At 71.4% G+C, this 25,036-nt stretch carries 28 protein-coding genes; 11 read left to right on the top strand and 17 right to left on the bottom strand.

Translation table 11 applies throughout. From position 1 onward, the window contains the following. The first annotated feature begins 49 nt into the window (after window positions 1–49). Entirely contained in the window at window positions 50–898 is an 849-nt protein-coding gene (locus ACIRF9_RS14635; RefSeq protein ID WP_403820685.1) for a L,D-transpeptidase family protein, read from the top strand. A gap of 233 nt (window positions 899–1,131) precedes the next feature. Here ACIRF9_RS14635 and ACIRF9_RS14630 read toward each other — a convergent pair whose 3' ends face one another. The 6 genes from ACIRF9_RS14630 to ACIRF9_RS14605 form a co-directional block, all read right to left on the bottom strand. Beyond that, a complete protein-coding gene (locus ACIRF9_RS14630) occupies window positions 1,132–2,235 on the bottom strand; it encodes a hypothetical protein (protein ID WP_403820682.1) in 1,104 nt (367 codons plus the stop codon). Then, window positions 2,235–2,894: an RNA polymerase sigma factor gene (locus ACIRF9_RS14625; protein ID WP_403820679.1), complete on the bottom strand. Its 660-nt coding sequence runs from the start codon at window positions 2,892–2,894 to the stop codon at window positions 2,235–2,237. The genes ACIRF9_RS14630 and ACIRF9_RS14625 overlap by 1 nt, the downstream gene beginning before the upstream one ends. Before the next feature lie 382 nt (window positions 2,895–3,276). Beyond that, window positions 3,277–4,047, bottom strand: coding sequence for a hypothetical protein (locus tag ACIRF9_RS14620; RefSeq protein ID WP_403820676.1), 771 nt, complete (start codon window positions 4,045–4,047; stop codon window positions 3,277–3,279). A gap of 66 nt (window positions 4,048–4,113) precedes the next feature. Next, window positions 4,114–4,749, bottom strand: coding sequence for an RNA polymerase sigma factor (locus tag ACIRF9_RS14615; RefSeq protein ID WP_403820673.1), 636 nt, complete (start codon window positions 4,747–4,749; stop codon window positions 4,114–4,116). Between the two features lie 185 nt (window positions 4,750–4,934). Next, window positions 4,935–5,384 carry a hypothetical protein gene (locus ACIRF9_RS14610; protein ID WP_403820670.1) on the bottom strand — a complete coding sequence of 150 codons (450 nt, stop codon included), beginning with the start codon at window positions 5,382–5,384 and terminating at the stop codon, window positions 4,935–4,937. Window positions 5,385–5,542: 158 nt separating this feature from the next. Beyond that, the gene (locus ACIRF9_RS14605; RefSeq protein ID WP_403820668.1) at window positions 5,543–5,944 is read right to left on the bottom strand and encodes a hypothetical protein; all 402 of its coding nucleotides are present in this window, start codon (window positions 5,942–5,944) and stop codon (window positions 5,543–5,545) included. Window positions 5,945–6,060: 116 nt separating this feature from the next. Here ACIRF9_RS14605 and ACIRF9_RS14600 point away from each other — a divergent pair, with 116 nt between their 5' ends. Continuing rightward, window positions 6,061–6,531, top strand: coding sequence for a DUF1877 family protein (locus ACIRF9_RS14600; protein WP_403820665.1), 471 nt, complete (start codon window positions 6,061–6,063; stop codon window positions 6,529–6,531). Between the two features lie 719 nt (window positions 6,532–7,250). On the opposite strand, the gene ACIRF9_RS14595 is transcribed toward ACIRF9_RS14600, so the two are convergent. From ACIRF9_RS14595 to ACIRF9_RS14585, 3 genes are all read right to left on the bottom strand, one after another. Next, window positions 7,251–7,793: a hypothetical protein gene (locus ACIRF9_RS14595; RefSeq protein ID WP_403820662.1), complete on the bottom strand. Its 543-nt coding sequence runs from the start codon at window positions 7,791–7,793 to the stop codon at window positions 7,251–7,253. A 90-nt stretch (window positions 7,794–7,883) separates the two neighbouring features. Next, a complete protein-coding gene (locus ACIRF9_RS14590) occupies window positions 7,884–8,588 on the bottom strand; it encodes a DUF4328 domain-containing protein (protein WP_403820659.1) in 705 nt (234 codons plus the stop codon). A gap of 148 nt (window positions 8,589–8,736) precedes the next feature. Continuing rightward, window positions 8,737–10,305: a glycoside hydrolase family 20 protein gene (locus ACIRF9_RS14585; protein ID WP_403821217.1), complete on the bottom strand. Its 1,569-nt coding sequence runs from the start codon at window positions 10,303–10,305 to the stop codon at window positions 8,737–8,739. A gap of 286 nt (window positions 10,306–10,591) precedes the next feature. Here ACIRF9_RS14585 and ACIRF9_RS14580 point away from each other — a divergent pair, with 286 nt between their 5' ends. The 6 genes from ACIRF9_RS14580 (at window position 10,592) to ACIRF9_RS14555 (ending at window position 15,560) form a co-directional block, all read left to right on the top strand. After that, complete coding sequence (locus ACIRF9_RS14580) at window positions 10,592–11,182, top strand: 2-oxo-4-hydroxy-4-carboxy-5-ureidoimidazoline decarboxylase (RefSeq protein ID WP_403820657.1); 591 nt, start codon at window positions 10,592–10,594, stop codon at window positions 11,180–11,182. 191 nt (window positions 11,183–11,373) lie between these two features. Further along, the gene (gene sdhC, locus ACIRF9_RS14575) at window positions 11,374–11,754 is read left to right on the top strand and encodes a succinate dehydrogenase, cytochrome b556 subunit (protein WP_403820654.1); all 381 of its coding nucleotides are present in this window, start codon (window positions 11,374–11,376) and stop codon (window positions 11,752–11,754) included. A 5-nt stretch (window positions 11,755–11,759) separates the two neighbouring features. Then, window positions 11,760–12,242, top strand: a complete 483-nt coding sequence (locus tag ACIRF9_RS14570; protein ID WP_403820651.1) for a succinate dehydrogenase hydrophobic membrane anchor subunit — start codon at window positions 11,760–11,762, stop codon at window positions 12,240–12,242. 19 nt (window positions 12,243–12,261) lie between these two features. Next, window positions 12,262–14,016 (top strand): succinate dehydrogenase flavoprotein subunit, encoded by a 1,755-nt coding sequence (gene sdhA / locus ACIRF9_RS14565; RefSeq protein WP_403820648.1) that lies wholly within the window; start codon window positions 12,262–12,264, stop codon window positions 14,014–14,016. Further along, on the top strand, window positions 14,016–14,777 hold the full coding sequence (locus tag ACIRF9_RS14560; RefSeq protein ID WP_329335516.1) for a succinate dehydrogenase iron-sulfur subunit: 762 nt from the start codon (window positions 14,016–14,018) through the stop codon (window positions 14,775–14,777). Before sdhA ends, ACIRF9_RS14560 begins: the two co-directional genes overlap by 1 nt. Window positions 14,778–14,942: 165 nt before the next feature. Continuing rightward, complete coding sequence (locus tag ACIRF9_RS14555; RefSeq protein WP_403820644.1) at window positions 14,943–15,560, top strand: Uma2 family endonuclease; 618 nt, start codon at window positions 14,943–14,945, stop codon at window positions 15,558–15,560. A gap of 7 nt (window positions 15,561–15,567) precedes the next feature. Here ACIRF9_RS14555 and ACIRF9_RS14550 read toward each other — a convergent pair whose 3' ends face one another. The 7 genes from ACIRF9_RS14550 to ACIRF9_RS14520 all read right to left on the bottom strand — a co-directional run bounded on the left by ACIRF9_RS14550 (window position 15,568) and on the right by ACIRF9_RS14520 (window position 22,132). Further along, entirely contained in the window at window positions 15,568–16,011 is a 444-nt protein-coding gene (locus ACIRF9_RS14550; RefSeq protein WP_403820641.1) for an SMI1/KNR4 family protein, read from the bottom strand. A gap of 133 nt (window positions 16,012–16,144) precedes the next feature. Continuing rightward, window positions 16,145–17,569, bottom strand: a complete 1,425-nt coding sequence (locus ACIRF9_RS14545; RefSeq protein WP_403820638.1) for an FAD-binding protein — start codon at window positions 17,567–17,569, stop codon at window positions 16,145–16,147. Between the two features lie 225 nt (window positions 17,570–17,794). Next, a complete protein-coding gene (locus ACIRF9_RS14540) occupies window positions 17,795–18,058 on the bottom strand; it encodes a TM2 domain-containing protein (protein ID WP_403820635.1) in 264 nt (87 codons plus the stop codon). A 310-nt stretch (window positions 18,059–18,368) separates the two neighbouring features. After that, the gene (locus tag ACIRF9_RS14535; protein WP_403820632.1) at window positions 18,369–18,770 is read right to left on the bottom strand and encodes a DUF2752 domain-containing protein; all 402 of its coding nucleotides are present in this window, start codon (window positions 18,768–18,770) and stop codon (window positions 18,369–18,371) included. Then, window positions 18,763–19,230, bottom strand: a complete 468-nt coding sequence (locus ACIRF9_RS14530; protein WP_403820629.1) for an NINE protein — start codon at window positions 19,228–19,230, stop codon at window positions 18,763–18,765. Before ACIRF9_RS14530 ends, ACIRF9_RS14535 begins: the two co-directional genes overlap by 8 nt. Before the next feature lie 119 nt (window positions 19,231–19,349). Beyond that, a complete protein-coding gene (locus tag ACIRF9_RS14525; protein ID WP_403820626.1) occupies window positions 19,350–21,851 on the bottom strand; it encodes a DUF4132 domain-containing protein in 2,502 nt (833 codons plus the stop codon). Further along, complete coding sequence (locus ACIRF9_RS14520) at window positions 21,851–22,132, bottom strand: hypothetical protein (RefSeq protein WP_403820623.1); 282 nt, start codon at window positions 22,130–22,132, stop codon at window positions 21,851–21,853. Before ACIRF9_RS14520 ends, ACIRF9_RS14525 begins: the two co-directional genes overlap by 1 nt. Window positions 22,133–22,238: 106 nt before the next feature. Here ACIRF9_RS14520 and ACIRF9_RS14515 point away from each other — a divergent pair, with 106 nt between their 5' ends. Both ACIRF9_RS14515 and ACIRF9_RS14510 read left to right on the top strand, forming a co-directional pair. Beyond that, complete coding sequence (locus tag ACIRF9_RS14515) at window positions 22,239–22,634, top strand: hypothetical protein (protein ID WP_403820621.1); 396 nt, start codon at window positions 22,239–22,241, stop codon at window positions 22,632–22,634. Continuing rightward, window positions 22,631–23,725, top strand: a complete 1,095-nt coding sequence (locus tag ACIRF9_RS14510) for a hypothetical protein (RefSeq protein ID WP_403820618.1) — start codon at window positions 22,631–22,633, stop codon at window positions 23,723–23,725. Before ACIRF9_RS14515 ends, ACIRF9_RS14510 begins: the two co-directional genes overlap by 4 nt. Here the strand turns inward: ACIRF9_RS14510 and ACIRF9_RS14505 are convergent. Next, window positions 23,717–24,466 (bottom strand): hypothetical protein, encoded by a 750-nt coding sequence (locus ACIRF9_RS14505; protein WP_403820615.1) that lies wholly within the window; start codon window positions 24,464–24,466, stop codon window positions 23,717–23,719. The two genes, ACIRF9_RS14510 and ACIRF9_RS14505, sit on opposite strands and share 9 nt — an antisense overlap. Before the next feature lie 128 nt (window positions 24,467–24,594). Here ACIRF9_RS14505 and ACIRF9_RS14500 point away from each other — a divergent pair, with 128 nt between their 5' ends. Beyond that, window positions 24,595–25,005: a VOC family protein gene (locus tag ACIRF9_RS14500; protein WP_403820612.1), complete on the top strand. Its 411-nt coding sequence runs from the start codon at window positions 24,595–24,597 to the stop codon at window positions 25,003–25,005. Window positions 25,006–25,036 lie beyond the last annotated feature (31 nt).

Raw genomic sequence — 25,036 nt, 5'->3', positions numbered from 1 at the left:
ACCATGCCGCTCCGTTCGCCCGGCGTCATCCGGGGGGAACATCTGAGGCATGCGGATGCGGAGATCGATCATCGCCCTGGCCGGCACGGCGGCCCTGGCGACGCTGTGCGGCTGTACCGTGCAGACCCCGGACACGCAGGACGGCAGGGCACGCCCGCCGGTCCACGTCGACGTCACCCGTACGCCACCGGCGCCGAGCCCGAGCAGCACGTCCCCCGACGACAAGCCGAGCGCGACCCCCACCCCCGCCACCCCGTCGCCCGCCCCGGCCGTGCTGTGGAAGCGCGGCGACACCGGGCGGGACGTGCGCGAGCTCCAGGCCCGGCTGCGGCAGGTCGCCTGGCTCTTCGAGGGGCCCACGGGGCTGTACGGCCCGGCCACCGAGGACGCCGTGAAGGGGTTCCAGACCAAGCGCGGGCTGCCGCGGACCGGGAAGACGGACACGGTCACCTGGCAGCGGCTGGAGCGGATGACCCACGAACCGGGGCAGTGGGAGCTGTATCTGATGGGTGGTCAGCCGGCCGCCGCGCCCGACTCCCGGTGTCTGACCGGGCGGGTGCTGTGCATCGACAAGACGAGCCGCACCCTGCGCTGGATGATCGACGGACGGACGGTGTCGACGGTGTCCGTGCGGTTCGGCTCCCAGTACACGCCCACCCGGGAGGGTGTGTTCCGCGTCTACTGGAAGTCCCGCAACCACGTGTCCACGCTCTACCACACGCCGATGCCGTACGCGATGTTCTTCAGCGGCGGCCAGGCGGTGCACTACTCGGCCGACTTCGCGGCCCGCGGATACGCCGGTGCCTCGCACGGCTGTGTGAACGTACGGGACGAGGGGGCGATCTCGGCGCTCTTCGCGCAGGTGCGCAACGGCGACAAGGTGGTGGTGTCCTGGTGAGTTCGGGGCGCGGGCGGGACCGGGGGAACGTGTCCCGCCCGCGCCAGGTGCACGAGCCGTAGGTACGGGGGGAACCCCGGCTCAGTGCGAGGGCCGATGACCAGTCGGCTCACTTGTTACTGCGTCACCGCCGCCGGAAACGTCACACCCGGCGCGAAAAAATTTCCTCGGATTATGAAGTCGCAGGTCAGAGGGGGCGCGCGGAGAGAGGGGAGGGAGGGTGTGGTGCGGCGTCAGTGGTGGCCTGTGCCGCCGGAGGACCTGCCGTCCCGGCCTCCGCCGCCATTGCCGTTGGCGTTCCCGTTGTCGCCCTTGCCGCCGTCGTCCTCGTCGGCGTCGCCGCCGGAGCCGGTGCCTGTGCCTGTGCCGCCGGAGATGGTGTCGTGGCCGAGGCCCGTGCCGGTCGAACCGCCGCTCTGGCCGGCCGACTCGCCGTCGCGGTCGTACTGGCCCGCGCCGCCGTCGCCGTCCTGGTACCAGGAGCCCCAGCCGTCCCCGTCGCCCGTGCGGGAGTCGTCGCGGGAGGTGCCGTCGAGGACGTCCGCGCAGTACGCCGACACGTGCGACCAGCCGCCCGCCAGTCCCTCCAGGGTCCGACGGCGCTCGGTGTCCAGCGTCCTGCCGTCACGGACGTCACGGCAGGACGAGGTCACGCCCTTCGGCCAGGTGCCGAGGGCGCCCGTCCCGGCGGTGGAACCGTCGTTCCCCTTCGCGTCCTCGCCGCCGTCCCGGCCGGTGCCGCTGCTGCCTCCGTCGGGTGTCGCCATGTCGGTACCGCCGTCAGAGGCGCCCGGCGAGGGCGAGACCAGCGGGCGGTCGGGGCTCGCGGCGGCCGAGACGGAGGCCCCGGGCGCCGGTTCGGCCCCGTCGAACGGACTGGGCAGCACACCGGTACCGGCCGCCACAGCGACCCCGCCGACCATGCCGACGGCCAGCGCGGCGGCCAGCCCGAACCGCAGGCGACGGCTCCAGCCGCCGTACGCCTGCTCCCGGGCACGTGCTCCGATACGGACCAGTCCGGCGTCGACGGTGCGTGCGGGTTGTTCCAGTGACTCGGGTGACTGCTGTGACGCACGCAACGCTCGCGCATCCCACGAGGTGGCCGGCTCCCGCGCCGCGCGGGCCTCGCTGAAGGCCTTCAGGGCCGCGGCCTCGCCGGGGAGTTCCTCGTCGGCCGGGAGCGGTTCGGCACCCAGCGCGGAGAGCGCGCCGAGTGTTCTGGCGAGTCGTTCGGCCTGGTCACGGGCTTCGGGGGCGACAGCGTTCTCGGGTGACTCACCGCGCAGCAGACGCTCCGCCGTCTCGCGGTCGAGCCACCTGTCCTGCTTGTCGGCCATCACATGTCCTTCTGCGTCCGCGCGCTCGCTTGCGTCACACTCGCGGACGTTACCGCGCGCGAACGCGGCCCTCGCTGGGGAGGCAGCGCGTCGAGGACGCCGGCCGTCTCCGGATCGTCGCCGAGCATTTCGGCGAGCTTCTTCAGACCGCGGTGCGCGGCGGTGCGGACGGCACCGGGCCGTTTGCCGAGGGTCTCGGCGGCGGTCTTGGCGTCCAGACCCATCACGACCCGCAGGACGACGGCCTCGGCCTGGTCCTGCGGGAGGCGGGCGATGAGGTCGAGGGTGCGGCCGGTGGCCAGCGCCTCGATGGCCTCGCCGGCGGTGTCGGACTCGGCGGCCCGGCCGGTCAGCTCGGTCTCGTCGCCGCCGATCGCGGGGCGCCGCCCGCGCATGCGTATGTGGTCGAGCGCGCGGTTGCGGGCGATCCGGGCGGCCCAGCCGCGGAAGCGGTCCGCGTCGCCGCTGAACCGCTCCAGGTCCCGGGCGATCTGCAGCCAGGCCTCGGAGGCCACGTCCTCGGCGTCGAGGTCGCCGACGAGTGTGCGCACGTACCCGAGGAGCCGCGGGTGCACCGTGCGGTACACAGCCCGGAAAGCAGTCTCGTCCCCGTTCTGTGCCGCAAGCACCGCGGCTGTCAGCTCCGCGTCGTCCCCCACGTCGTGGTTCCTCGGTCGGTCGATGGTCGCGGTTTCGAGACCGCAGGTCGTTGCGGTGGTCTGCCGCTTGGCCGTCCGGCGCGAAAGGCACGTTACGACCTGAAAGCATCGGCCGTCCATGTCCGTACAACATGCAACTAACTCGTGATCCCGTCGAACGGGCCTCCGGACCCGCTCCGGGGTGTGACAGAAAACGCACTCGTGGCGCTGTAGGGAGTACGGGCCGCCGCGCGGCCCGTGCCGCGCGACGGCCGGGGCCTCTCCTGTGGGGGGTGGCGGCCCCGGCCGTTGCCTCGGCGGCACGACGCGGGGCCTCGCGGAGCGAGGAGCCCGGCGGAAATGCCCTGGGGGGCCTTGCGGAGAGCCCTGCGAAAGCGAAGGGCTACTGGTTCTTGGCGTTGCCCTTGGCGGACTTGTCCGGTGTCGCCGTCTTCTCGGCCTTCTCCTCACCGTTCCCGGTGGTCCCGGAGTTCCCGGAGTCGCCGCTGTTGCCGCCGCTCTTCTCGCCGGCCTTGCCGTTGCCCGCGGCCGACGCCGTCTGCGCCGCGCAGTACGCCTCGACGTTCTCCTCGCCGCCCGCCGCCGTCACGAGCCGCTGCCAGGCGGTGGAGTCCAGCGCCCTGCCCTGGCCCTTGACCTGCTGGTAGGCGCGGCAGTGGGCCTCGGTGTCCTGGGCGGTCACCGGACGGTCGCGGTCCGCCGAGGTGCCCGGGGAGGGGGTGAGGGAGGGCGTGGCGGAGCGGCCCTCGGACGCGCTCGCGGACTGCTTCGGGCGCTCCGCCGCATCGGAGTCGTGGGTGGCGGAGCCGATCGCGGCGAACGCGACCCCGCCCAGGGCGAGGCTCGCGACGGCGACGGAGAGCGTGGCCCGCAGCGAGCGCGCCGTGCGCCGACGGGTCCGGGGCCGCCAGTCGTCGCGGCGCCGGGTACGGGCCCGGTGCTCCCCCGCGTCCCGGGCGGCCCGGAAGGCGGCCACGGCGCGGAGCTCGCCCTCGCTGCCCGCGGCCGCCGCGGCGGGAGAGCCGACCTGGCGCAGGGCGTCGGCGAGCAGCGCCTCCAGTTCCGCGTCGACCGTGTCCGCCGCAGGGGTCGTCCGGGCAGGGTGCGCATGCCGACGGACCGGCTCTCCGCCGTCGTTCAGCCGTTCACCCATGTCCGTTTCCGCTCTGTCCGATCCGTTCGGCAGCCGTTGATCCATACGGTCCGCGGCCGTCGCCGTTCATTTCGAATCCCCCAGCGTGCGGGGGCCGCCATCCGTCACACCTGCGTCGTTCGCGTCCGCGACGCCGAGCTGGCGGGCCAGCCGTTTCAGGCCGCGGTGCGCGGCGGTGCGGACCGCGCCGGGGCGCTTGCCGAGGACCCGGGCCGCGGCGGGACCGTCCAGGCCCACGACGACCCGCAGCAGCACGGCCTCCGCCTGGTCCTGCGGCAGCCCCCGGACCAGTTCCAGGGCCCGCGCGGTGGAGAGGGACTCCAGGGCCTGGTCGTGCGTGGTGTGCGGGCCGGGCAGGTCCATGACGACGTCCTGCTCCAGCACCGCCGCCCTGGGCCGCACCCGCAGCCGGCGCAGATGGTCCAGGGCCCGGTGCCGGGCGATGGTCGCGGTCCAGCCGCGGAACCCCGCGCCGTCGCCCTTGAACCGCCCCAGGTCCCGGGCGATCTCCAGCCAGGCGTCGGAGGCCACGTCCTCGGCGTCGTCGCCGACGATCCCGCGCAGATAGCCGAGCAGTCCCGGCTGCACGATCCGGTACGCGACGGCGAACGCGGTCTCGTCACCGTCCTGGGCCCGTGCCACGGCCGCGCCCAGTTCCCCGTCGTACGCCTGTGCGCGCCGGGGTTCCCCTCCCTGGCCCAAGACTGTCCTCGTTCGTACGGAGTTCCTCGCGGACGTGTCGCTCCCCGGCCGGACTTCCGGTCCGGGCGGGGCCACGCCCCCACGGTCATCAGCGCCGGGCCGCACAGAATTGTCACAGGGTGTGCCCGTGGGCCCGCCCGGGCCGGCGCGCGGACCCGCGGTCAGGCCTGCGGTCGGGCCGGCGCTCATGCCGCCGCCCTCCGGGTCCGGCCGTGCAGCGTGAGATAGAAGGTCTGCAGGGACTCCTCGGGGCCGCCCGTCTCGAAGCGGTTGACGACCTTGCCGAGGGGGTTCCAGACCCGGCCGTCCGGCATCCGGACCCCGACCGGCTGTCCGAACCAGCCGCGCTGCCGCTCGTCGAGGTCCACCCAGACCGCGCCGGCGCGGCGGACGAGCACCTCACCGACGTACGCGCCGAGCTCCACCAGGGTGTCGTGGGCGCGCTCCCGGTCGGCGCCGCCCTTGCGCAGGCCGTCGACCAGGAAGTCGACGACGCGCAGGCTGGTCACCGAGTAGTCGAGGGGCAGCCGGTGGCGTGCGGTGACGCGAGCGACGAACGCCGTGGCGCGCGCCCGCATCCCCGCCGCGCGTATCTCCGACGGGTCCGACGTGTGCTCGTCCGCCCTGCTGCTCATGGGTCCCCACCCCTTCGTTCGGCCCACTCGATCCGGGGGAACCGGCTCGGCTCCCCGCTGTCCCAGCGGACGGCGGCTTCCGAACATCACAGGTCACAAACGTGTCGTCGGTCACACGAGCCGACAGGGGCGGGCCGTACGACGCACATGTACGACGCTCAGCTGCGCCCGCCGCGCGCCGCGTCCCGGCACAGCAGCCGCAGCGACCCGTGCCCGCCGAAGCAGCGGCGGGCCTCGTCGAAGGGGTCCCAGAGACGGCCGTCGGGGGTGCGGATCCAGTGGTCGCCGCCGGTCGCCCACCACTCGCCGCCGGTCTCGCGGACGATCACCTCACCGGCGTACGCCCCGAGGCCGCGCAGCACGTTCTCCACGGCCGGATACGGGGTGCCCTCGGCGCGCAGGTCCTCGATCAGCCGGTCGACGCGCCACAGGCTCCGCGCCGAGTGGTCGAGGTGCAGCCGGGCGCCCTCACGCAGCGTGGACACCATGTCGGCCGCCCACCGCACCGGCTTCACGGCGGCCTGGGGCCGGGCAGGGATCTGGCGAGTCGTACTGGTCATGTACGGGAGAGCGCCGGGCGACCATGATCCGTCACCCGGATCCGGGCACCTTCCCGGAACCGGTGCGGAACCGCCACAGGAGTGATGGTTCCGCGGCCTCGTGCGCTCCATGAGTGATGAGCGCGTACCTCGACTTCCGTGCCGTACCGCCCCCGGCGCTGCGCAACAGCGCGGCATGGCTGCGGAGGCTGTTCCACGACAACCAGGGCACGGTCCGGGACCGGGTGGACCGGGTGGACCGCGACCAGCAGTTCCTCTACACCGACACTCCGCCGGAGCACGCGGACGCGGGCCCCGGGGCCTACGCGGTCCTCGGCGGCGGCCGGGTGTACACGGCCGACGCCGAGGAACCGCCGTTCCTGCTGCTCACCGCGGCCCAGACGGCCCGGGTCGCGGCATACCTGGCCGCCACCGACTTCGACACACTGTGGCGCCCGGCCCGCGCGGAACTGCTCCCCCGCCACGGCGGCCCCACCCAGGAGCCCCACACCCGAGCCGCCTTCGCCGCGGCCCACCGCGAACTCACGGCCTTCTACACCGCGACCGCCCTCCACCACGACGCGGTGGTGAAGTGGCCGGTGCCGTGAGCCGCCGGGTCGAAGCCGTCCACGCGACAGGCGCCGCGAGCCGACGGGACAGGGCCGAGGGCCCGGGATCGTCCGCATGGCCGACCGTACGTCGCGACGGGGAGCCGTCAGCGCGGCCGGCGCCGCGGGCAGGCAGGCCAGGGCCGAGGGCCGGGGTGGCCCTCCGCGCGGCCGGCGCCGTCGCGTCGCAAGGCGGAGCCGTCGGCTGGCCGTGCGTCGCGGCGCGGAGCTGTCCGCATGACCAGCGCCGCAAGCCGACAGGGCAGGGCCAAGGGCCCGGCATCGTCCGCATGGCCGACCGTACGTCGCGACGGGGAGCCGTCAGCGCGGCCGGCGCCGCGGGCAGGCAGGCCAGGGCCGAGGGCCGGGGTGGCCCTCCGCGCGGCCGGCGCCGTCGCGTCGCAAGGCGGAGCCGTCGGCTGGCCGTGCGTCGCGGCGCGGAGCTGTCCGCATGACCAGCGCCGCAAGCCGACAGGGCAGGGCCAAGGGCCCGGCATCGTCCGCATGGCCGACCGTACGTCGCGACGGGAGCCGTCAGCGCGGCCGGCGCCGCGGGCAGGCAGGCCAGGGCCGAGGGCCGGGGTGGCCCTCCGCGCGGCCGGCGCCGTGCGTCGCAAGGCGGAGCCGTCCGCGCGGCCGGGGCCATGGGTCGGCGAGGCTGGGCCGCGCCGTGCGTCGCGGGCGGAGCCGTCCGCGCGGCCGGGGCTGCGGGCCGGAGGTCAGGAGCGGCCGCGGGCGCGGCGTGAGACCACGGCGCGCAGTATGCGCCGTCCCTCCGTGGACACGTCCAGTGCTCGGCGCAGGCCGCCCGTGCCATGGCTCGCGAGGAGTTCCAGGACGGTGATCTGACGGCGCAGCTCGGCGGCGACGAGGGGTGGCATGCCCTCCGTACGGCCCTCGCGGCGGGAGTCGACCGAGTCGGCGTCCTTGGCCAGGTCGAGCAGGCGGTGGATCTGCAGCGAGGCGACGGAGCAGGCGTCGGCCCACACCCGCACCTCGGCGGCGGACGGGTCGGCCGGGGCCGCGTCGAGCATCCGGCGGGTGAGCAGCGCGGCCTCGCCGCCGTCCTCGCCCGAGGCCAGCTTGCCGCGTGCCAGCTCCAGCCCCTCACCCCAGTCGGCCGTGCCGGCTAGGCCGGCCCACAGCGGCCGCAGGATCTCGTCGTCACCGCCGAGCAGGGGCACACACCGATCCAAACAAGCCAGCCCACTGGCGGCCAGTCCGCGTTCGTCGGCCTGAGCGATCAGTTCCACCAGGCTCATCACGCCTCCCTCGCCAGGGCGCCTACCTTACGGAGCCCACACTTCCCCTTACTGCGTGCAACGGGCCAGGAGTGTCACAGGGAGAGTTTTTCAGCCACTGAGGCCGATGGGGTTGGTGGGGCTGTTGGGGCCGGCGGGGCCAGTGGGGCCGGCCGGGTCGCCGGGCGGACCCTCCAGGACCTTCGCGTTCTGCATCGCCGTCAGCCGCAGCACGACGAGGATCGCGAGGACGGCGGCCGCGAGGTCGATCCCGTCGGCGAACATCAGCTGACGGACGGCGTTCCCGAGCTCCGTGGCCGTCTCCGCCCGGTCGTACATCCGGGAGCCGGCCCGGTCGGCGAGCAGCGAGAGGATCCACGCCGTCCACCACACGTTGACCAGGGTGTGCGAGCGCGGCCGGTCCCAGGGAGCGCCGGGGCTGCTGGCGTCCCAGATGTCCAGGGTGATCCGGCGCGGGTACCAGAGGTTCACGATCGGGGTGAACCAGCCCCCGATCGCCCAGCCGCGCGACTTGCTGTGCCCGTCCGGCCGGAACACCTCGGCGTTGACCCGCACCCGGTGGAACCAGCACAGGTACACCACGACGGTGGCGACCAGGGCCACGGTCTGGGCGATGCCGGCCGCACGGTACACACGGTCCGCGCGGTCGATCCGGCCCACCCCGCTGCCGAGGTACACCTCGTCGCTGACGTCGAGCATGAAGGAGCCCGCCCACAGGGCGAACAGATCGGTGGCGACGACCAGCCCCAGCAGAATGGCGGCTGCCCGCGCGAGCATGACAGGTGAGCGCAGCATGAAGGTCCCCCCGAATGAGCCTGGATGATCAGCGGATTCAGCGGATTCAGCGGATCGCCCGGTCAGTCGATCCGCTGATCAGCAGAGATACGCGGCCTCGGAAGATACGGTTCGCCCGCCCCGCGCGTCCAGCGGTTTCGGCTCGGGCTCAGCCCAGGCGTCCCGCCAGCGTGCTGAACTGCGCCCAGGTCAGCGACGGCGTCCGCGCGTCCCACAGCTTCTGCGCCGTCGCCCGCAACGGCATCCGGATCCCGGCGGCGACCTGGTCCTGGGTCTGCGAGTTCGCGAGGTCGCACCAGACGGAGAAGGATCCGCCGAGGATCTGGGCGTCGTACTTCGCCGCCACCGCCGTCGTCCCGCGCAGCACACGCGGGGTCCACTGCTCGTAGATCCGCTGTCCGGTCGGGTACACGAAGGTCTGCGGCTCGCCGAGGACGTAGTAGAGGTACTCGTCGTTGTAGTTGAGCACCTTGCGCCCCGCGCTCAGATACTCCGTCGGCACCCGCGCCCCGATCTCCTTGCCGGTCCAGTACGCGACCACCAGGTCGGAGGCGGGCTGCACGGTCGTACCGCGGAAGAAGCCGTCGTTCCACACACGCATGGTCCGGTCGTGGGCGCGGACGGTCTCGGCGCGGTCGTTGAGCCAGCCGGTCGCGAGGTCGGCGACGCCCGCGCCGGCGCCGTAGCGCTGCCGTGCGGCGGTGGCGAGCTGCGGATAGGAGGCGGCCGGGTTCGACACGGTCAGCGCCTGGTACTCGTCACCGCCGAGATGCCACTGCGCGCCGGGGAACAGGCCCGCGTACTCGTTCAGCAGATCGTCGAGGAGCTTCGCGGAGGCGTCCTTGGAGATGTCGATCGCGCCGCGCGTGGCCACCCCGTTCACATTGCGCAGTTGCAGCTCGGGGTGCGCGGCGAGGACGGCGCCCAGATGTCCGGGCGAGTCGATCTCGGGTACGACGGTGATGTGCCGCGACGCGGCCAGGTCGACGATCTCCTTCACCTGCGCCTTGGTCAGGTGCTGCTGCGCCACGATCTCCGGATGCGTGTCGGACTCGATCCGGAACGCCTGGTCGTCGGAGAAGTGCAGCCCGAACTGGTTGAACTTCAGATCCCCCAGCTCACGGATCCGGTCCTCGATCCAGCCCGGCGAGAAGTACTTGCGGGCGATGTCCAGCGAGAAGGCCCGCTGCGGCTTGGCGGGCGTGTCCCGTACGACGCCCTCCGGTGCCGTGGCCCCCTTCCGCACCTCCTGCTTGAGCGTGCGGGTGCCGTAGAAGACGCCGGCGTCGGAGGGCCCGCTGACGGTGACCCGCCCCTGCCGCACGGTCATGGTGTACGACTCCGTGTTCCCGCTGCCGCCGAGAGCCAGCCGCAGATCCCCGATGCGCGAGTCGCTCTTCTCCCCGGCGTACGTCATCCCGAGCTCGCCGGCGATCAGCTGCCCCTCGTCGGCCAGGCGCGGGTCGCTCACGACGACCCGGAACTTGGCGGCGGGCCGCCAGCCCGGGCCACGGGCCGGGGTGTGGCTCTGGACGGCGGGGATGGTGCGGGGGGCGGTGGACAGGGGGTAGGTGCGGGTGGGGGCGGGACTGGCGGACGGCGTGCCGGCGGCGACGGTCCGCCGCCCGTCGTCGGAGACGCCCTGGGAGGTGCGCTGCCCGGCCGCCGCTCCGGTGGGCGTGCTGTCGTCCCCGTCGCCGGAGGCCCACAGCCCCATTCCGACCCCGAGGGCGGCGACCAGCCCGCCGGCTATCAAGGCTCGCGGCACGACCCGCTGCCGCGGGCCCCGCTCCTGCTTCCTCCGTGGCGCCGGGCGCCGATGCCTGTGCCTGCTCACCCCGCCAACCGTACGACGCCCGGGTGACCGAAGCGCGCCGAAGGAGTCCACCACCCGTTCTGAAACTCTCCCGTTCGAGTGAAATTCGGGCAACCGTCGGACACCCGATGACCACTCCCGATAACGTTGCGCCACACCTTTCACCGCATCCCCTGCCACACCACACGTGACGCGAGGATCCACGCTGCCTGCGCACCGTCTTCCCCACCTCACCGGCCGCCTCCCCATACCGGCGCAGACCCGGACATCCCCAGCACCCCTGCTGGACGCCTTCAACGCCGCTCCGCCCGAAGAGGCCCACGAGACCCTCCTCACCTGCCTGAGCAGCCCGTGCTGGGCCCGCCGCGTGGCCGACCACCGCCCGTACCCCACGGTGGAAGCACTGCTGGCCGCGTCGGACGAGGCGGCGTACGACCTGACGGCGGCCGACCTGGCGGAAGCACTGGCGGCAGAGCCCCTGCCCACACTGCCGGCGGACGCGTACGAGGCCGCCCACCTCGCCCTGGACGCGGCCCACGCCGCCTACGAGGCCCGATTCGGACACGTGTTCGTCATCTGTCTGCATGAAGTAGCCCAGGAAGAGCTCCTGGACTTCACCCTGGAAGGCATCCGGTCACGTTTGACAAACGATCCGGAGGAGGAACGGGTAGTGGCAGCAGACGAACTCCGCCGCCTCGCAAGAGGGCGGTTGGTTGCCTACCTGAGGGGCGCGGGGAACTGCGCGACCAGCCCAAACGGTGCCGCACCCGGCACATAACAGTACGGCCCCCCACAGATGCCGCCAACGCTCACCCATCCGCGTGCCACTTTGATCACACCGGTAGGCCCGCTGTAAGCCCAGCGCCAGCGGCTGGCTACGATGCTGGGGGCCGGTGGACCGTACCCGGCCGGGCCCGTCCGACAGCACAAGCCGGCAGGCCCCAATCCCCGCTCCCGGAGGGTTCTTCCGTGCCGGCTGGAACGCTGTACCGCGGCCGGGAAGGAATGTGGTCCTGGGTGGCTCACCGAGTCACCGGCGTCCTCATCTTCTTCTTCCTGTTCGTACACGTGCTGGACACCGCTCTCGTGCGTGTCTCCCCCGAGGACTACGACAAGGTCGTAGCCACGTACAAGACCCCGATCGTCGCCGTCCTCGAGTACGGCCTGGTCGCCGCCATCCTCTTCCACGCGCTCAACGGCCTGCGCGTCATCGCCGTCGACTTCTGGTCTCAGGGCCCGCGCTACCAGAAGCAGATGCTGTGGACCGTCGTAGGCGTCTGGGTCGTGCTGATGCTCGGGGCGATCTACCCCGTCCTCGGCCACGCCGCTCGTGAACTGTTCGGGAGCTGAGACCGATGGCCACCACTGAAACCACCGCGTCCGGGATCGGCCCCGTGGAGGGCGGCTCGCTCTACGACGTCGACAACCCGGCGCCCCTCATCGAGGCCCCGCGCAAGCGCACCAAGAAGACCCCGCGCTCGACCCGCGGCAACTTCGAGATGGCCGCGTGGCTCTTCATGCGTCTGTCCGGCATCGTGCTGGTCGTCCTGGTCATCGGCCACCTGCTGATCCAGCTGGTGCTGGACGGCGGCGTGTCGAAGATCGGCTTCGCGTTCGTGGCCGGCCGCTGGGCGTCCCCCTTCTGGCAGGTCTGGGACCTCCTCATGCTCTGGCTCGCGATGCTGCACGGCGCCAACGGCCTGCGCACGGTCATCAACGACTACGCGGAGCGCGCGAACACCCGGCTGTGGCTGAAGGGCCTGCTCTACACCGCCACGGTGTTCACCATCCTGCTGGGCACGCTGGTGATCTTCACCTTCGACCCGAACATCCGCTAGGCACGGGGCTGCGAGAATCATGAAGATCCACAAGTACGACACCGTCATCGTCGGCGCCGGTGGCGCGGGCATGCGCGCGGCCATCGAGTCGACGAAGCGCAGCCGCACCGCGGTGCTCACCAAGCTCTACCCCACCCGCTCCCACACGGGCGCCGCGCAGGGCGGCATGGCCGCCGCGCTGGCCAACGTGGAGGAGGACAACTGGGAGTGGCACACCTTCGACACGGTCAAGGGCGGTGACTACCTGGTCGACCAGGACGCCGCCGAGATCCTGGCGAAGGAGGCCATCGACGCCGTCCTCGACCTGGAGAAGATGGGCCTGCCGTTCAACCGGACGCCCAACGGAACGATCGACCAGCGGCGCTTCGGCGGTCACTCCCGCAACCACGGCGAGGCCCCGGTCCGCCGGTCCTGCTACGCCGCGGACCGCACGGGCCACATGATCCTCCAGACGCTCTACCAGAACTGCGTGAAGGAGGGCGTGGAGTTCTTCAACGAGTTCTACGTCCTGGACCAGCTGATCACCGAGGTCGACGGCGTCAAGAAGTCGGCGGGCGTCGTGGCGTACGAACTCGCCACCGGCGAGATCCACGTCTTCCAGGCGAAGGCCGTGATCTACGCGTCCGGCGGCACCGGCAAGTTCTTCAAGGTGACGTCGAACGCGCACACGCTGACCGGTGACGGCCAGGCGGCGGTCTACCGCCGTGGTCTGCCGCTGGAGGACATGGAGTTCTTCCAGTTCCACCCGACCGGCATCTGGCGCATGGGCATCCTGCTGACGGAAGGTGCCCGCGGTGAGGGCGGCATCCTCCGCAACAAGGACGGCGAGCGCTTCATGGAGAAGTACGCGCCGGTCATGAAGGACCTCGCGTCCCGTGACGTCGTGTCCCGCTCCATCTACACGGAGATCCGGGAAGGCCGCGGCTGCGGCCCCGAGGGCGACCACGTCTACCTCGACCTCACCCACCTCCCGCCGGAGCAGCTGGACGCGAAGCTCCCGGACATCACGGAGTTCGCCCGTACGTACCTCGGCATCGAGCCGTACACGGACCCGATCCCGATCCAGCCCACCGCGCACTACGCCATGGGCGGCATCCCGACGAACGTCGAGGGTGAGGTCCTGTCGGACAACACCACGGTGGTCCCGGGCCTGTACGCGGCCGGCGAGGTCGCGTGCGTGTCGGTGCACGGCGCCAACCGCCTCGGCACGAACTCCCTGCTGGACATCAACGTGTTCGGCCGTCGGGCCGGTATCGCGGCGGCGGAGTACAGCCACACGGCGGACTACGTCGAGCTGCCGGAGAACCCGGCGGAGTTCGTGGTCGAGCAGGTCGAGCGGCTGCGCGCCTCCACCGGCACCGAGCGGGTGGCGACGCTCCGCAAGGAGCTGCAGGAGACCATGGACGCGAACGTCATGGTGTTCCGCACGGAGCAGACGATCAAGACGGCGGTCGAGAAGATCGCGGAGCTGCGCGAGCGCTACAAGAACGTCTCGATCCAGGACAAGGGCAAGCGTTTCAACACGGACCTCCTCGAGGCGATCGAGCTGGGCAACCTGCTCGACCTGGCCGAGGTCATGGCCGTGTCCGCGCTGGCCCGCAAGGAGTCCCGCGGCGGTCACTACCGCGAGGACTACCCCAACCGCGACGACGTCAACTTCATGCGCCACACCATGGCGTACCGCGAGGTGGGCGACGACGGCGCCGAGTCCATCCGTCTCGACTACAAGCCGGTCGTCCAGACCCGCTACCAGCCGATGGAGCGTAAGTACTGATGGCTACCCCTGTTCTGGACAAGGTGGAGGCAGAGTCCGCCGCGTCCCCGTACATCACGGTCACGTTCCGAGTCCGCCGCTTCAACCCGGAGGTCTCGGCGGAGGCCACCTGGGAAGACTTCCAGCTGGAGATCGACCCCAAGGAGCGCGTCCTCGACGGCCTCCACAAGATCAAGTGGGACCTGGACGGCACCCTCACCTTCCGCCGTTCCTGCGCCCACGGCATCTGCGGCTCCGACGCGATGCGGATCAACGGCAAGAACCGCCTCGCGTGCAAGACGCTGATCAAGGACATCAACCCCGAGAAGCCGATCACGGTCGAGCCCATAAAGGGCCTGACGGTCCTGAAGGACCTGGTCGTCGACATGGAGCCGTTCTTCCAGGCGTACCGCGACGTGATGCCGTTCCTGATCACGAAGGACACGAACGAGCCCACGCGCGAGCGCCTGCAGACGGCCGAGGACCGCGAGCGCTTCGACGACACGACGAAGTGCATCCTCTGCGCCGCGTGCACGTCCTCGTGCCCGGTCTTCTGGAACGACGGCCAGTACTTCGGCCCGGCGGCCATCGTCAACGCGCACCGCTTCATCTTCGACTCGCGTGACGAGGCCGCCGAGCAGCGCCTGGAGATCCTGAACGACCGCGACGGCGTCTGGCGCTGCCGCACCACGTTCAACTGCACGGACGCCTGCCCGCGCGGCATCGAGGTCACCAAGGCGATCGCCGAGGTCAAAAAGGCGCTGATCACGCGCCGCTTCTGACCTGCGTTCCCGTACGGCCACGAGGGCCCCGTCTCCCGGTTTCGTCACCGGGGGCGGGGCCCTCGGGCGTGCAAACGCCACGATCGGGTGAACGTGATCAAGAGGGACACCGGGGCGGCCTCCGGCCTACGATGATGCTCTCGACACCAGCCAAGGAGGCACGCGATGTCCGCCACAGCCATCGAGCGGCCCTTCGACGACGAGCCGTTCTCGCTCACGGCCATCGCCGACGAGATCATGGAGCGCCATCCGGGCTACCGCGTCGAGATCATCGGAGGTCACCTCCTCGTGACACCGTCACCGGATGCCCCGCACGCCCGCGCCCTCACCAAGCTCATGCGCCCTTTCATCGCCGCAGGACTGGACGATGGGGACACCGAGGTCCTGCAGAGCGTCGGCCTGTGGCTGCCGACCGGCGAGGAGGACTACGCCATCCCCGACCTGGTGATCGTGGACTCCGACATCGACGACCACCTGGTGGAGAACAACGCGTACGATCCGGCCCCGTTCCGTCTGGTCCTGGAGGTGACCTCCGGCAACTGGAAGGACGACCTGAGGACCAAGGTCGCCGCGTACGCCGAGGCCCGAGTGCCGGTGTATGTGATCGTCGACCGCAAGCACCAGCGCGTCCACGTCCTCACCGAACCGACCGTGGGCGGCTACGCCAACCACCAGTTCCACGCCCCCGGCCAGTCCCTCACCCTCCCCCGCTCCATCGGCGCCGAGGTCACCCTCGACGTCGCCGAGATCCTCACGGCAGGACGGCCGAAGAAGAGCGACTGAGCGGCTGTCACCAGGACGCGTACCACTGCGGATCGCCGCCGCCGAGCCGACGCCGGAGGTAGTCCTCCAGCCCCTTCGCCACCCAACGACGGCTGTCGCTCTCGTGCTCCCAGACGAAGATGTCGGGCCGCTCGGGCCTGACGACGAAGGAGAAGAGGTCACCGCCGCCGCTCTCCCCGAAGAGCAACAGCGGATCGAACGGCATATAGAGGTCCCGGAAGTCCGCCGAACTCCTGAACTCCAGGTTCCGGTCCACGACTTCACCGACCGAGCACACGATCCCGGCCCCGTACTTGTCGCGGGCGCCGTCCGCCGCCCGCCAGAAATCCTTGAGCGCGGCAGGCAGGGGATGCCCCAACACCACTTCCGCCACCCGCATTTCCTCCTCACAGCCGGGGCCGCCCGCGAGGTCCACGTCCGCCGAGAGCGAGGAGATGAGCTCGATCCACATAGGGGTCAATCCTTCACGAATCCGCGCACCGCACAACCCTCTCAGGAACCAGTTCTGCGAGACCCTTGAGCCGGCAGATCGAGAACAGGGCCCGGATCCCCAGGAGTTCGGACCCTGTCCGGTGAGGGGATCGTCAGAAGATGCCCTGGCCCGGAACCAGGATTCCCTCCGGGTCGTAGGTGCACTTGGCCGAGGCGAAGGCGTCCCAGGCGGGGCCGAAGTGGGTCTGCCAGTCCTCGGGGGTGAAGGGGATGCTGCCGACCGGGTAGTGGGTGCCGCCGGCCGCGGCGACGGAGTCGTAGGCGGCGCGGTTGGACGTGAGGATGCGCTCGACCGCGGCGGTGTCGTCCGGTGGGGCGGCGCTGAGGATGTCGAAGAGGTACGAGACGTCCTCGTCGGAGGTGCGCAGGAGGGGTGTGGTGAGGCGTTCGCGGAGGAGGGGGTAGAAGAGGATCACGCCGCCGGCGCCCAGGTCGGCGGGGGTGAGGGCGTCCAGGAGCGGGGCGCTGAGGGTCGCGGCGGACGGGCCGGGAAGCATGAGGTTGAGCCAGGGGTGGGCGTAGGTCCAGATGCCCGCCTCCTTCATGGCCGCGATGAGGGGCGCCAGGCGGTCGAGGAAGGTGTAGTACGGCAGATCGGTGGTCTGGACGCTCGTCGGGTCGTGGCGCAGGCCGCTCAGGAGCGTCGCGTCGTCCGGTGCGGGGCCGACCGGTGGGCCGTAGGCCACCGCCTCCAGGTTGTAGACCCGGAAGCCTCCCTCGGCGTCCGCGTGGACCTGGCCCTCCACGTAGGCGAAGCGGCCTTCCTGGACGAGGATGCGCTGGTCGTCGAGGAAGGTGGCGAGGTCGTCGTACGTCAGCTGGTAGTGGCGTACGGTCTCGGGGGCCGGCACCAGGCGCAGGGTGGCCTCGACGATGATCGCGCACTGGCCGAGGCCCGCCAGGACGGCGTGGAAGAGGTCGGCGCGGCGGGTCGGGGAGCAGCGGACCAGTTCGCCCGCGCCGGTGACGACGCGGAGTTCGGTGACGTTGTCGACCTGGGCGCCGTACCGGTGCGCCTGCCCGCCGAGGCCGCCCACGGACAGGGTGCCGCCGACGGAGAGTTCGAGGTAGTCGGTGAAGACGGGCGGGGTGAGGCCGTGGGCGAGCGTGGCCTGGGCGACCGTGCTCCAGCGGGCGCCGGCGCCGACGGCGACGGTGGTGCTGTCGGAGTCCAGGGCGCCGATGTCGGCGAGGGTGGCGGTTTCGATGACCAGGCCGCCCTCCACCTGCGCCTGCCCGTAGGGGGCGTGTCCCTGGCCGCGCGGTGCGACCGGCAGGCCGTGGTCGTTGCAGAACCGGACCATGGTGACGACGTCACGGACCGAGCCGGGGCGCAGGACGGCCGAGGGGCGGCGGTGCACGATGTGGCCGTAGTCGTCGGCGGCGGCGCTGAGCGAGGACTCGTCGGTGACGAGTGTTCCGTCCAGCCGGGGGATCTTGGCGAGTGCCGCCGAGTCCGTGCCGGACTCCGATGTCGTCGCGGCCCAGCTCCTGGCGGCGGGGTCGAAGCCGATCACGGCGGCCCCGGTGACTGTGAGTCCTCGTAAAACGGTACGTCTTGACGGCGTGCCGGACATCCGCACTTCCACCTCTCAAGCTCCACGAAATCTTCAAATCTTCGTCAGCCTAGGCGAGTTCGATCTCGTCGGTACCGGATTTCGCGGGTCAAGTTACGCATGGGTACGGCGAGGGCCCCGCTCCTGGGCAGGAGTGGGGCCCTCGCCGTTGGTGGTGCTGCGAGCTCAGCCGCGCAGGACACGACCCTGCGCGTCGGTGCGGTCGTTGCTCGTGAGGAACAGGATGCCGTCGATCAGCGACCAGATGCCGAGGCCACCGCAGGTGAGCAGCTGGGCGATGCCGATACCGACGGAACCGACGTAGAAACGTCCGATGCCGAGGTAGCCCAGGAAGATCGTGAGGATGCCGGCGACGATCTTGGACTTGTCGGAGTACGGGCGGCCCAGCGGGTCGACGCCGTAGGGGGCCTCGGGAGTGGGGACGGTCATGTGAACTGCTCCTGGGATGACAACTGCGAAAGACCGGAGCCGACTTGCTCCGGACGGGGAGTCCAGGAGGGATGCGACGAGATGTTCACCTGCGTCGACGCACGTCGACGACCACGTCCGCGCATGGCGTCACCGCGCGTGGACGTCCCCCCTGTGTCCCGTGAGCGTAGAGAGGCCCGTGGTGCAAAAGGGAGTAGCCGTGAGCGATCGTTCCTGTTCCGTGATCAAAACCCGCCAACTTCGCAATCATTCCGGACGTCCGGAGGGCGAAGTGTGAACCCGGGGAGTCGATCCTGCGTCACATCCGCGCCTAGAAGGCGTTTCGGACGACCGTCCAGGTCACCGCGATGCCGAGGACGACTGCCACTCCCCGGCCGCTGAGGCGCGGGTGCCAGCTGCGGCCGTGCAGGCCCTCCCAGATCCAGCGGGCCAGGAGCGCGAGGGCGAAGGGGGAGGCGAGCAGCAGGACGCGGTTGTCCAGCCAGGCCTGCTCGAAGTGGCGATGCATCAGGTCGTAGGCCATCCGGGTCCCCCCGCAGGCAGGGCAGAGCAGGCCGGTGACGAGACGGAACGGGCACCGCGGCAGGATGTGGCCGGGCTCGTGGGGGTTGGTGACGTAGAGGTAGGCGGAGCCCGCCGCGCCGGCGGCGAGCACCGCGAGGGGTGCCGCCGCCGGGTGTCGCAGCGCGGACAGGCGCTCCGCTTCAGCCACGCAGGACCCGCCCGTTGGCGTCGGTCTTGTCGTTGCTCGTGAGAAGCATGATCCCGTCGACCAGCGACCAGATGCCGAGGCCACCGCAGGTGAACAGCTGGGCGAGGCCTATGCCGACGTGACCTATGTAGAACCGGCCGACGCCGAGGTAGCCCAGCATCAGCTGGAGGACACCCGCGACGATCTTCGACTTGTCGGAGTAGGGGCGCCCGTAGGGGTCGTAGCCGTAGGGGGCGTTGGGGTCGCCGGTGAAGGTGCCCGGCGGCACGTAACCGGGGGCGGCGTAACCGCCCTGCGGGTAGCCCTGCTGGTAACCCGGCTGGGGCTGACCCGGCTGCGGGTACCCGTAGGGGCCCGGCTGGCCGGGCTGAGGGGCGCCGTACGGGCCGGGGCCGCCGGCGTTGGGGTAGCCGTACCCGGGCTGGGGCGGCTGCTGCGGGTGCTGAGGCTGTTCGGACAAGGCGAGTTCTCCCCGTAGTCATATGAGCGGATGATCTGCGTACAAGGTGGGTGCACGTCATCTTGCAGCAGAAAACCGGCCCCGGAGAAGCCGGGTCCCCCATCGATGGCCGTGAGGGCCTACAACTGGCTCAGGATCGTCGGATCCGTGATCTTCCGGTCCTCCGCCAGCAGCACCGCCTTGCTCAGGATCACGGCCAGCATTCCGTCCCCCTCGAACGGCAGGTGAACGGCGGTCCGAGGGGCTTCCGGCGCGCTCCTGGGGACGATGCACACGTACTGGTCGTTCGGCGATCTGAGGATGTTGCCCGAGCCCAGATGGATCCGGTACGTGTGGCGGTCGCCCCTCACCCGGAGGAAGCGGTCCTCCAGCGTGCAGCGGTCGGCGATCGCCAGACGGGGCACCAGGCGTTCCAGAACGGCCCGGCGCGTCAAGGCGCTCTGGCCGAGCTCGCCGAAGCCGTACGACGTCCAGTACTCCCGGAAGCGGCTGTCGGGGCCGCCGTCCTGCCAGGTCGGGTCGTTGCCGACGCTGGTCACGCCGATGAACAGGTCTATGTCGCGCAGGACTTCGGAGAGGACGAGGGCCGGAACGGCCGTCAGGGGAAGCGGGTCGACCGGGGCCGTGCCGTCGCGCAGCCGCATGCGGTACTCGCCGCCGCCCATGTGTGCCGAGTTCTGCGGCGCGTCGATCGGATAGAAGCGGACCTGGTCGGTGCGCACGTGCAGATACGCGCCCGAGTCCGTGGTCCCGGCCGGGTTCTCCCCGCCGTCGCCCCCGATCCAGACCTCGGCGCGCAGGCCCCACGCGGGGAGTTCACGGGTGGCGGGCGGCGCCAGGTCGTCGAAGACCAGGCGCAGCTTGTTGTGCCAGCCGCGGACGGCGGCCAGGGCGTGGAACTGGTGCTGGCGCAGGACGTGCGCCGCGAAACGGTTCGAGTACGTGCCGGTCGCGCGCTCGGCGTCCGTCAGCACGTACACCTCGCGATGGGCCTGCTTGAACGGCTGGGTGATCCCGTGCCGTTCGAGCCAGCCGCGCCAGGCCTCGATCTCGGCGGGGTCGCGGCCCACCGGGTGCCAGAGCGCGACCTCGGTGCCGTCGGTCACCGGCGTGTCGTCGAGTGTGCGCAGTTCGCCGTCGGCGTGTCCGACCGTCGTGCCGTCGACCGTCCACAGCAGACGGCGGGCCAGCGTGCCCATGAGAGGGTGGTCGAGACACCGCTTGCGCCAGGCCGCGTACGGCTGGACGCGGCCGGCGAGGAACTGACGGTCCAGCCGCTCGCTCTGGGCCGAGAGCATCCTGTCGACGTCCTTGACCGCGGCCTTGAGCTCTTTCAGTGCCTCGGCGTGGTCGCGCCGCACGGCGGCCGGGACTGTCCTGACCGTCTTGCCGGACGCGCCGCGCCAGGTCAACAGGGCTTTGCCGCCCCGTACTTCCAGGAGGGCGGTGAAGTCGCCGAGCCGGCGTTCCGCCCGTCCGACCTCCGTCAGGCCGTACGCGGGAACGGCCAGGTCCTCGATCTCCTCCCGGCTGATGCCCAGCGCGGCGGCCCTGTCGTCCAGTGTGGTGTTCAACAGCTTGAGGGTGGCCTTGTAGGTGACCCGGGTGGTGAGGCGGGCCAGTTCGGCGAGGGCCGCCTCTGCGTCGATCCGGGCCAGGGCGACGACCCCGGCGTTGGCGACCTTGGGGTTCACCGGTCCGCGGCCGGGCACCCTGCGCAGGGCCGTCTCGACGAGGGAGCCCAGCGCCCGGGCGGTCGCGGGGTGCGGGGGCAGCAGGGAGAGCAGCCAGGCCAGTCCGCGCAGCGCGTTGGCGTTGTACGGGTCGAAGGAGTCCTCGCAGTTCTCCTCGAAGTACCCCAGCAGGGACCGCGTCCTGGGCCCGCCCACCAGCCGCAGCCAGGACAGCAGCCGCTCACGCGCCGCCTCGGCGCCGACGGCGTCCAGCAGGGCGCGGGCCGTCTTCTCCCACTTCGCGGACGGGCGGGCCGAGGTCGCGCCGAGGGTGTGTGCGAGCAGGCCGAGCCAGTCCTCACCGAGGCCGGGCAGATCCGCCAGCGCCCGGTCGGACCAGGCCTCGCCGGGGTTCAGCACGGGGCTGGTGAGACGGGCGGCGGTCGGCCCCAGCTCCTTCTCGACGCCGTACACCATCAGGAGCGAGCGCCGCACCACGGCGACGAAGTCGGCCGGCGGCTCACGGCCGTCGGCCAGTTCGAGCTCGGTGAGCCGGATGAGCCGGTCGGTGTCCCCGAACGCCTCCTGCTCGGAGACGAGTGCGATCAGGGCGGCCCGGGTGACGGGGGGCCGCAGATCGACCTCCGTCTCGTACAGCAGGGTGTGCAGGAGCTCCATGACCGTGCGGTGGAGGGCCGTGCCCCGCTGCAGCTCGAGGTAGCGGGCGGCGAGGTGGTGCACCAGATCCGCACGGAACCGGGCGTCGGCGTCCTGGAGCGCGCGGAGGACCGCCGGGAGGTCGTCACTCCCCCGGCCCTCGTCCGTCGCGGCGAACGCGAGCAGTTCGGGTACGAGCCGCTCGGCATCCTGCGCGGCGATCAGGGAGAGGGTCTCGCGGACCGGCCGCGGGTGCGCGGTGTCCTCGGCAGCGGAGGCGAAGGCGGTCATCAGCCACCCGCCAGCGGTACGAGCCTCAGGAACGTGACCTCGACGCCGGGCCCCACGAGGACCTCCTCGTCGAGCCCGGTCATCTGCCGGTCCCCCACCAGCACCAGCAGCCCGTTGCCCGCGAAGGCTCTCAGGGCGGGCTCCTGATGCCCGGCGCCCTCCTGGAGAGCCCACCGCCGGATCAACTCCCGTACGGTGAGCCGCTCCTCGGCGACCTCCAGGACCCGGCCCGAGCCACGGCCCCCGCTTGTCGTCTCGTCGACGAACGTCACGACTCCCATGCCGTCGAGAGTAGGAGGCACCACTGACAACGCGCGTCCGCCGTCCCTGGTCCAGCATGCGGTGGCACGGCATACTCGGGTGACGGTCTTCCAAAGGGAGGCGGGGGTGACGGGGAGACACAACCGGGGCGCCGGGTTCGCGGGGCTGTGGTTCGGGCTGTGGGGGCTGGGGCGGGCGCTCGCGCTCGGAGCGCACCCCTGGAAAGGGACGCAGGGCAACCCCAGGGAGAGCACGTACCTTCACGTGTGCGGGTTCATCGGCTGCACGGCCCGGTTGCAGTGGCTCTCCTCGGGTACGTCCAAGCAGTGCGCCAACGCGCACAGGACAGCCGTCGTGCACTGGGGCGGAAGGGGACCCAAGGTGCTCAGATCGACCTTGTACATCTACGCCTGCATGCCCTGCATGACGCCGCTCGTCCGGAGCGCGACGCCTCCCGATCCGCAGTCCCTGGTGTGCCCTGTCCACGGCACGCCCCTGACCCTGCTCGTGGAGCCACGGTGATCGGGGAACTGGTCAAGGCCGGCACGAAGGCCATGGGCGGTGCCCAGTTCAGCCTGCTGAGCGTGCTGCCGGGCGCGCTGGTGGTGACGGTGACCGGGGTGCTGATCGGCGCGGGCGCCTATGACTTCGACCGGCCCGTCGATATCCGAAGCGTCGCTCCCACGAATTTCGACACGTCCACCGTGGTGGCCTTCGCCCTGGCCGCTCTGGTCGGCGGCATCCTGCTGCGCCCCTTCGAGCGGGCGCTCGTACAGCAGTTGGAGGGCTACTGGAGTTCCCCGTCCCCGCTCGCCCCGCTGCAGGGAGCCGCCATCGAGAGGCACCGCCGCCGCAGGGACGACGCCGGTGCCCGGGTGGACGCCAACGACGGCAAGCCCGTGAAGTTCCCCGAGGGGCCGTCGACGCTGCGCAGGCTGGCGGCTCTGGACCGGCAGGCGAGCCGCAGGACACGGGCGCTGGCCAGGGACAGGCAGATCGTGCTGAGCTATCACGACGATCTCGACCGCGACACCGGCCGGAAGCTGGACGAGTCCGAGCTCATGCCCACTCTGCTGGGCAACGTGCTGCGCCGTTCGGAGCGGATGGCGGGCGGGCGGTACGGCTTGGACGCGATGGCCGTCTACCCGCGCATCTATCCCTACATCTCGGACCGGCTGGCAGAGGCCATGGCCCGGCAGCTCGACCTTCTGACCGCCACGGCGTCGTTGAGCATCTCCTTCGGCATGCTCTCCGCCGTGACACTGCCCCTGGTGGCCCGGTTCGACCCGTGGTCGCTCACGCCCGTCGCGGCGGCCGTCCTGGCCGTCCTGGCCTACCGGGGAGCCGTCGTCACCGCGCACTACGCCGGCGAACTGCTCAACACCGTCTTCGACCTGCACCGCTTCGACCTCGCGACGGCGTTCCACTACGAACTTCCGCCGAACGCCGAGGACGAGTACGACCTGAACGAGGACCTGACGGGCTTCCTGAAGTTCAGGGAGACCCACACGCTGAAGGACATGCCTCTCGGCTACCGGGACTTCTCCCACCCCACCCCCGCTCCCCCGACCCCCCAGTCCCCCACGCCACCCGCCGGCGGCGGCTCAGAGTGACCGTATGTCCAGCGTTCCGCCCACCCCGCTCACGTTGAGCAGGACCCGGCGGGGCATGTCGGTCCGGGCCGCCTCGCCCGCGTAGATGTCCGTCGTGGCGTACACCCGCACCTGATCGGCGAAGTGCACCGCCAGCGCGCCGGCCACGTTGCCCTTCACCACGGCGCAGCGGCGGTCGAGTTGCACGGTCACGCTCCCGAACAGCACGGTGACGTCGACCTCCAGCACCTCGAACGCGGCGGTGCCGCCTTCGGACTCGGTCGGATCGGGCCTGAACCGCACCGCGCTGAGGTCCAGCCGCACGTCCCCGAGATACGACCCCACGCTGATCTTCCGCAACGGCCCGGAGGCCGAGCCGAGTTCCGGCCGCAGTCGCCTCAGCACACTGCGATAGCGCCGCAGCGCCCCCTCGTCGCGGTCGTCGGGGACGGTCGGTGCGGCGCCCAGTGCGATGGCCGCTCCGAGCAGGATGGTGATTCCCGGCCAGGCCTTGCCCGCGGTGCCGTCGAGATACCCGGCGTTGTGCGCACCCCACAGGGCGCCGACCGCGATGAGGGCGACGGGGGCGGCCAGCAGGCCTCGTGGCACGGCCGCGCGGAGCAGGAGCAGCAGACCGAGGGCGACGACGGCGTACGGCAGGGAGGACAGCGTCCACCGGCCCCCGGTCCGCAGGGCGGAGGGTCCTCCGAGGAGCCAGGCCGTGCCGACGATCGCGATCAGCATCCCGAACGCTATGCGCACCCGACCCATCGGCTCCCCCCACACATTCCGGGGGAAGGGTACCGAAGCCCTGCTCCGACCGGGTGGGCCCACGGTCGGTCCTCCCGGCCGAGCGTGCGACGGCGACCGCGCAGACCTAATCTGACGGTATGTCAGATGACGAGTCCTACGAACTGCTCGGGTTCGACAACGTCCTGCTCCCCGTCGGCGACCTCGGTGAGGCCGTGAGGTTCTACGAGCGGGCCGGGTTCGCGGTGGCGTTCCGGTTCGACGAGGGCGGGATCGCGTTGCTGAAGGTCGGGGGCGAGACGCCGGGGATCCTGTTGCGGCAGGAGGAGGGGCTGGGGCACCGGCCGCCGCCCTGGGCCTCGCCGCGGCTCTGGCTGGAGGTGCCGGACGCGCGCGTGGCGGCCCGGCGGCTGGCCGAGGCCGGGATCACACCGCTCGATCCGCCGTTCTCGGTCGCGACGGGGTGGACCGTGGAGGTCGCGGACCCCTGGGGGAACGTCCTCGGGTTCGCCGACTACACCAAGCGGCCGGAGCTCGGGCGGAGACCGTGACGCAGGTCCCACACTCCCACCTCTTGAACGT

Source organism: Streptomyces sp. NPDC096132 (genome assembly GCF_044763345.1).
Lineage (GTDB): Bacteria > Actinomycetota > Actinomycetes > Streptomycetales > Streptomycetaceae > Streptomyces.
The sequence above is the reverse complement of the archived record's forward strand: the minus strand, read 5'-3'. Positions and strand labels throughout refer to the sequence as shown.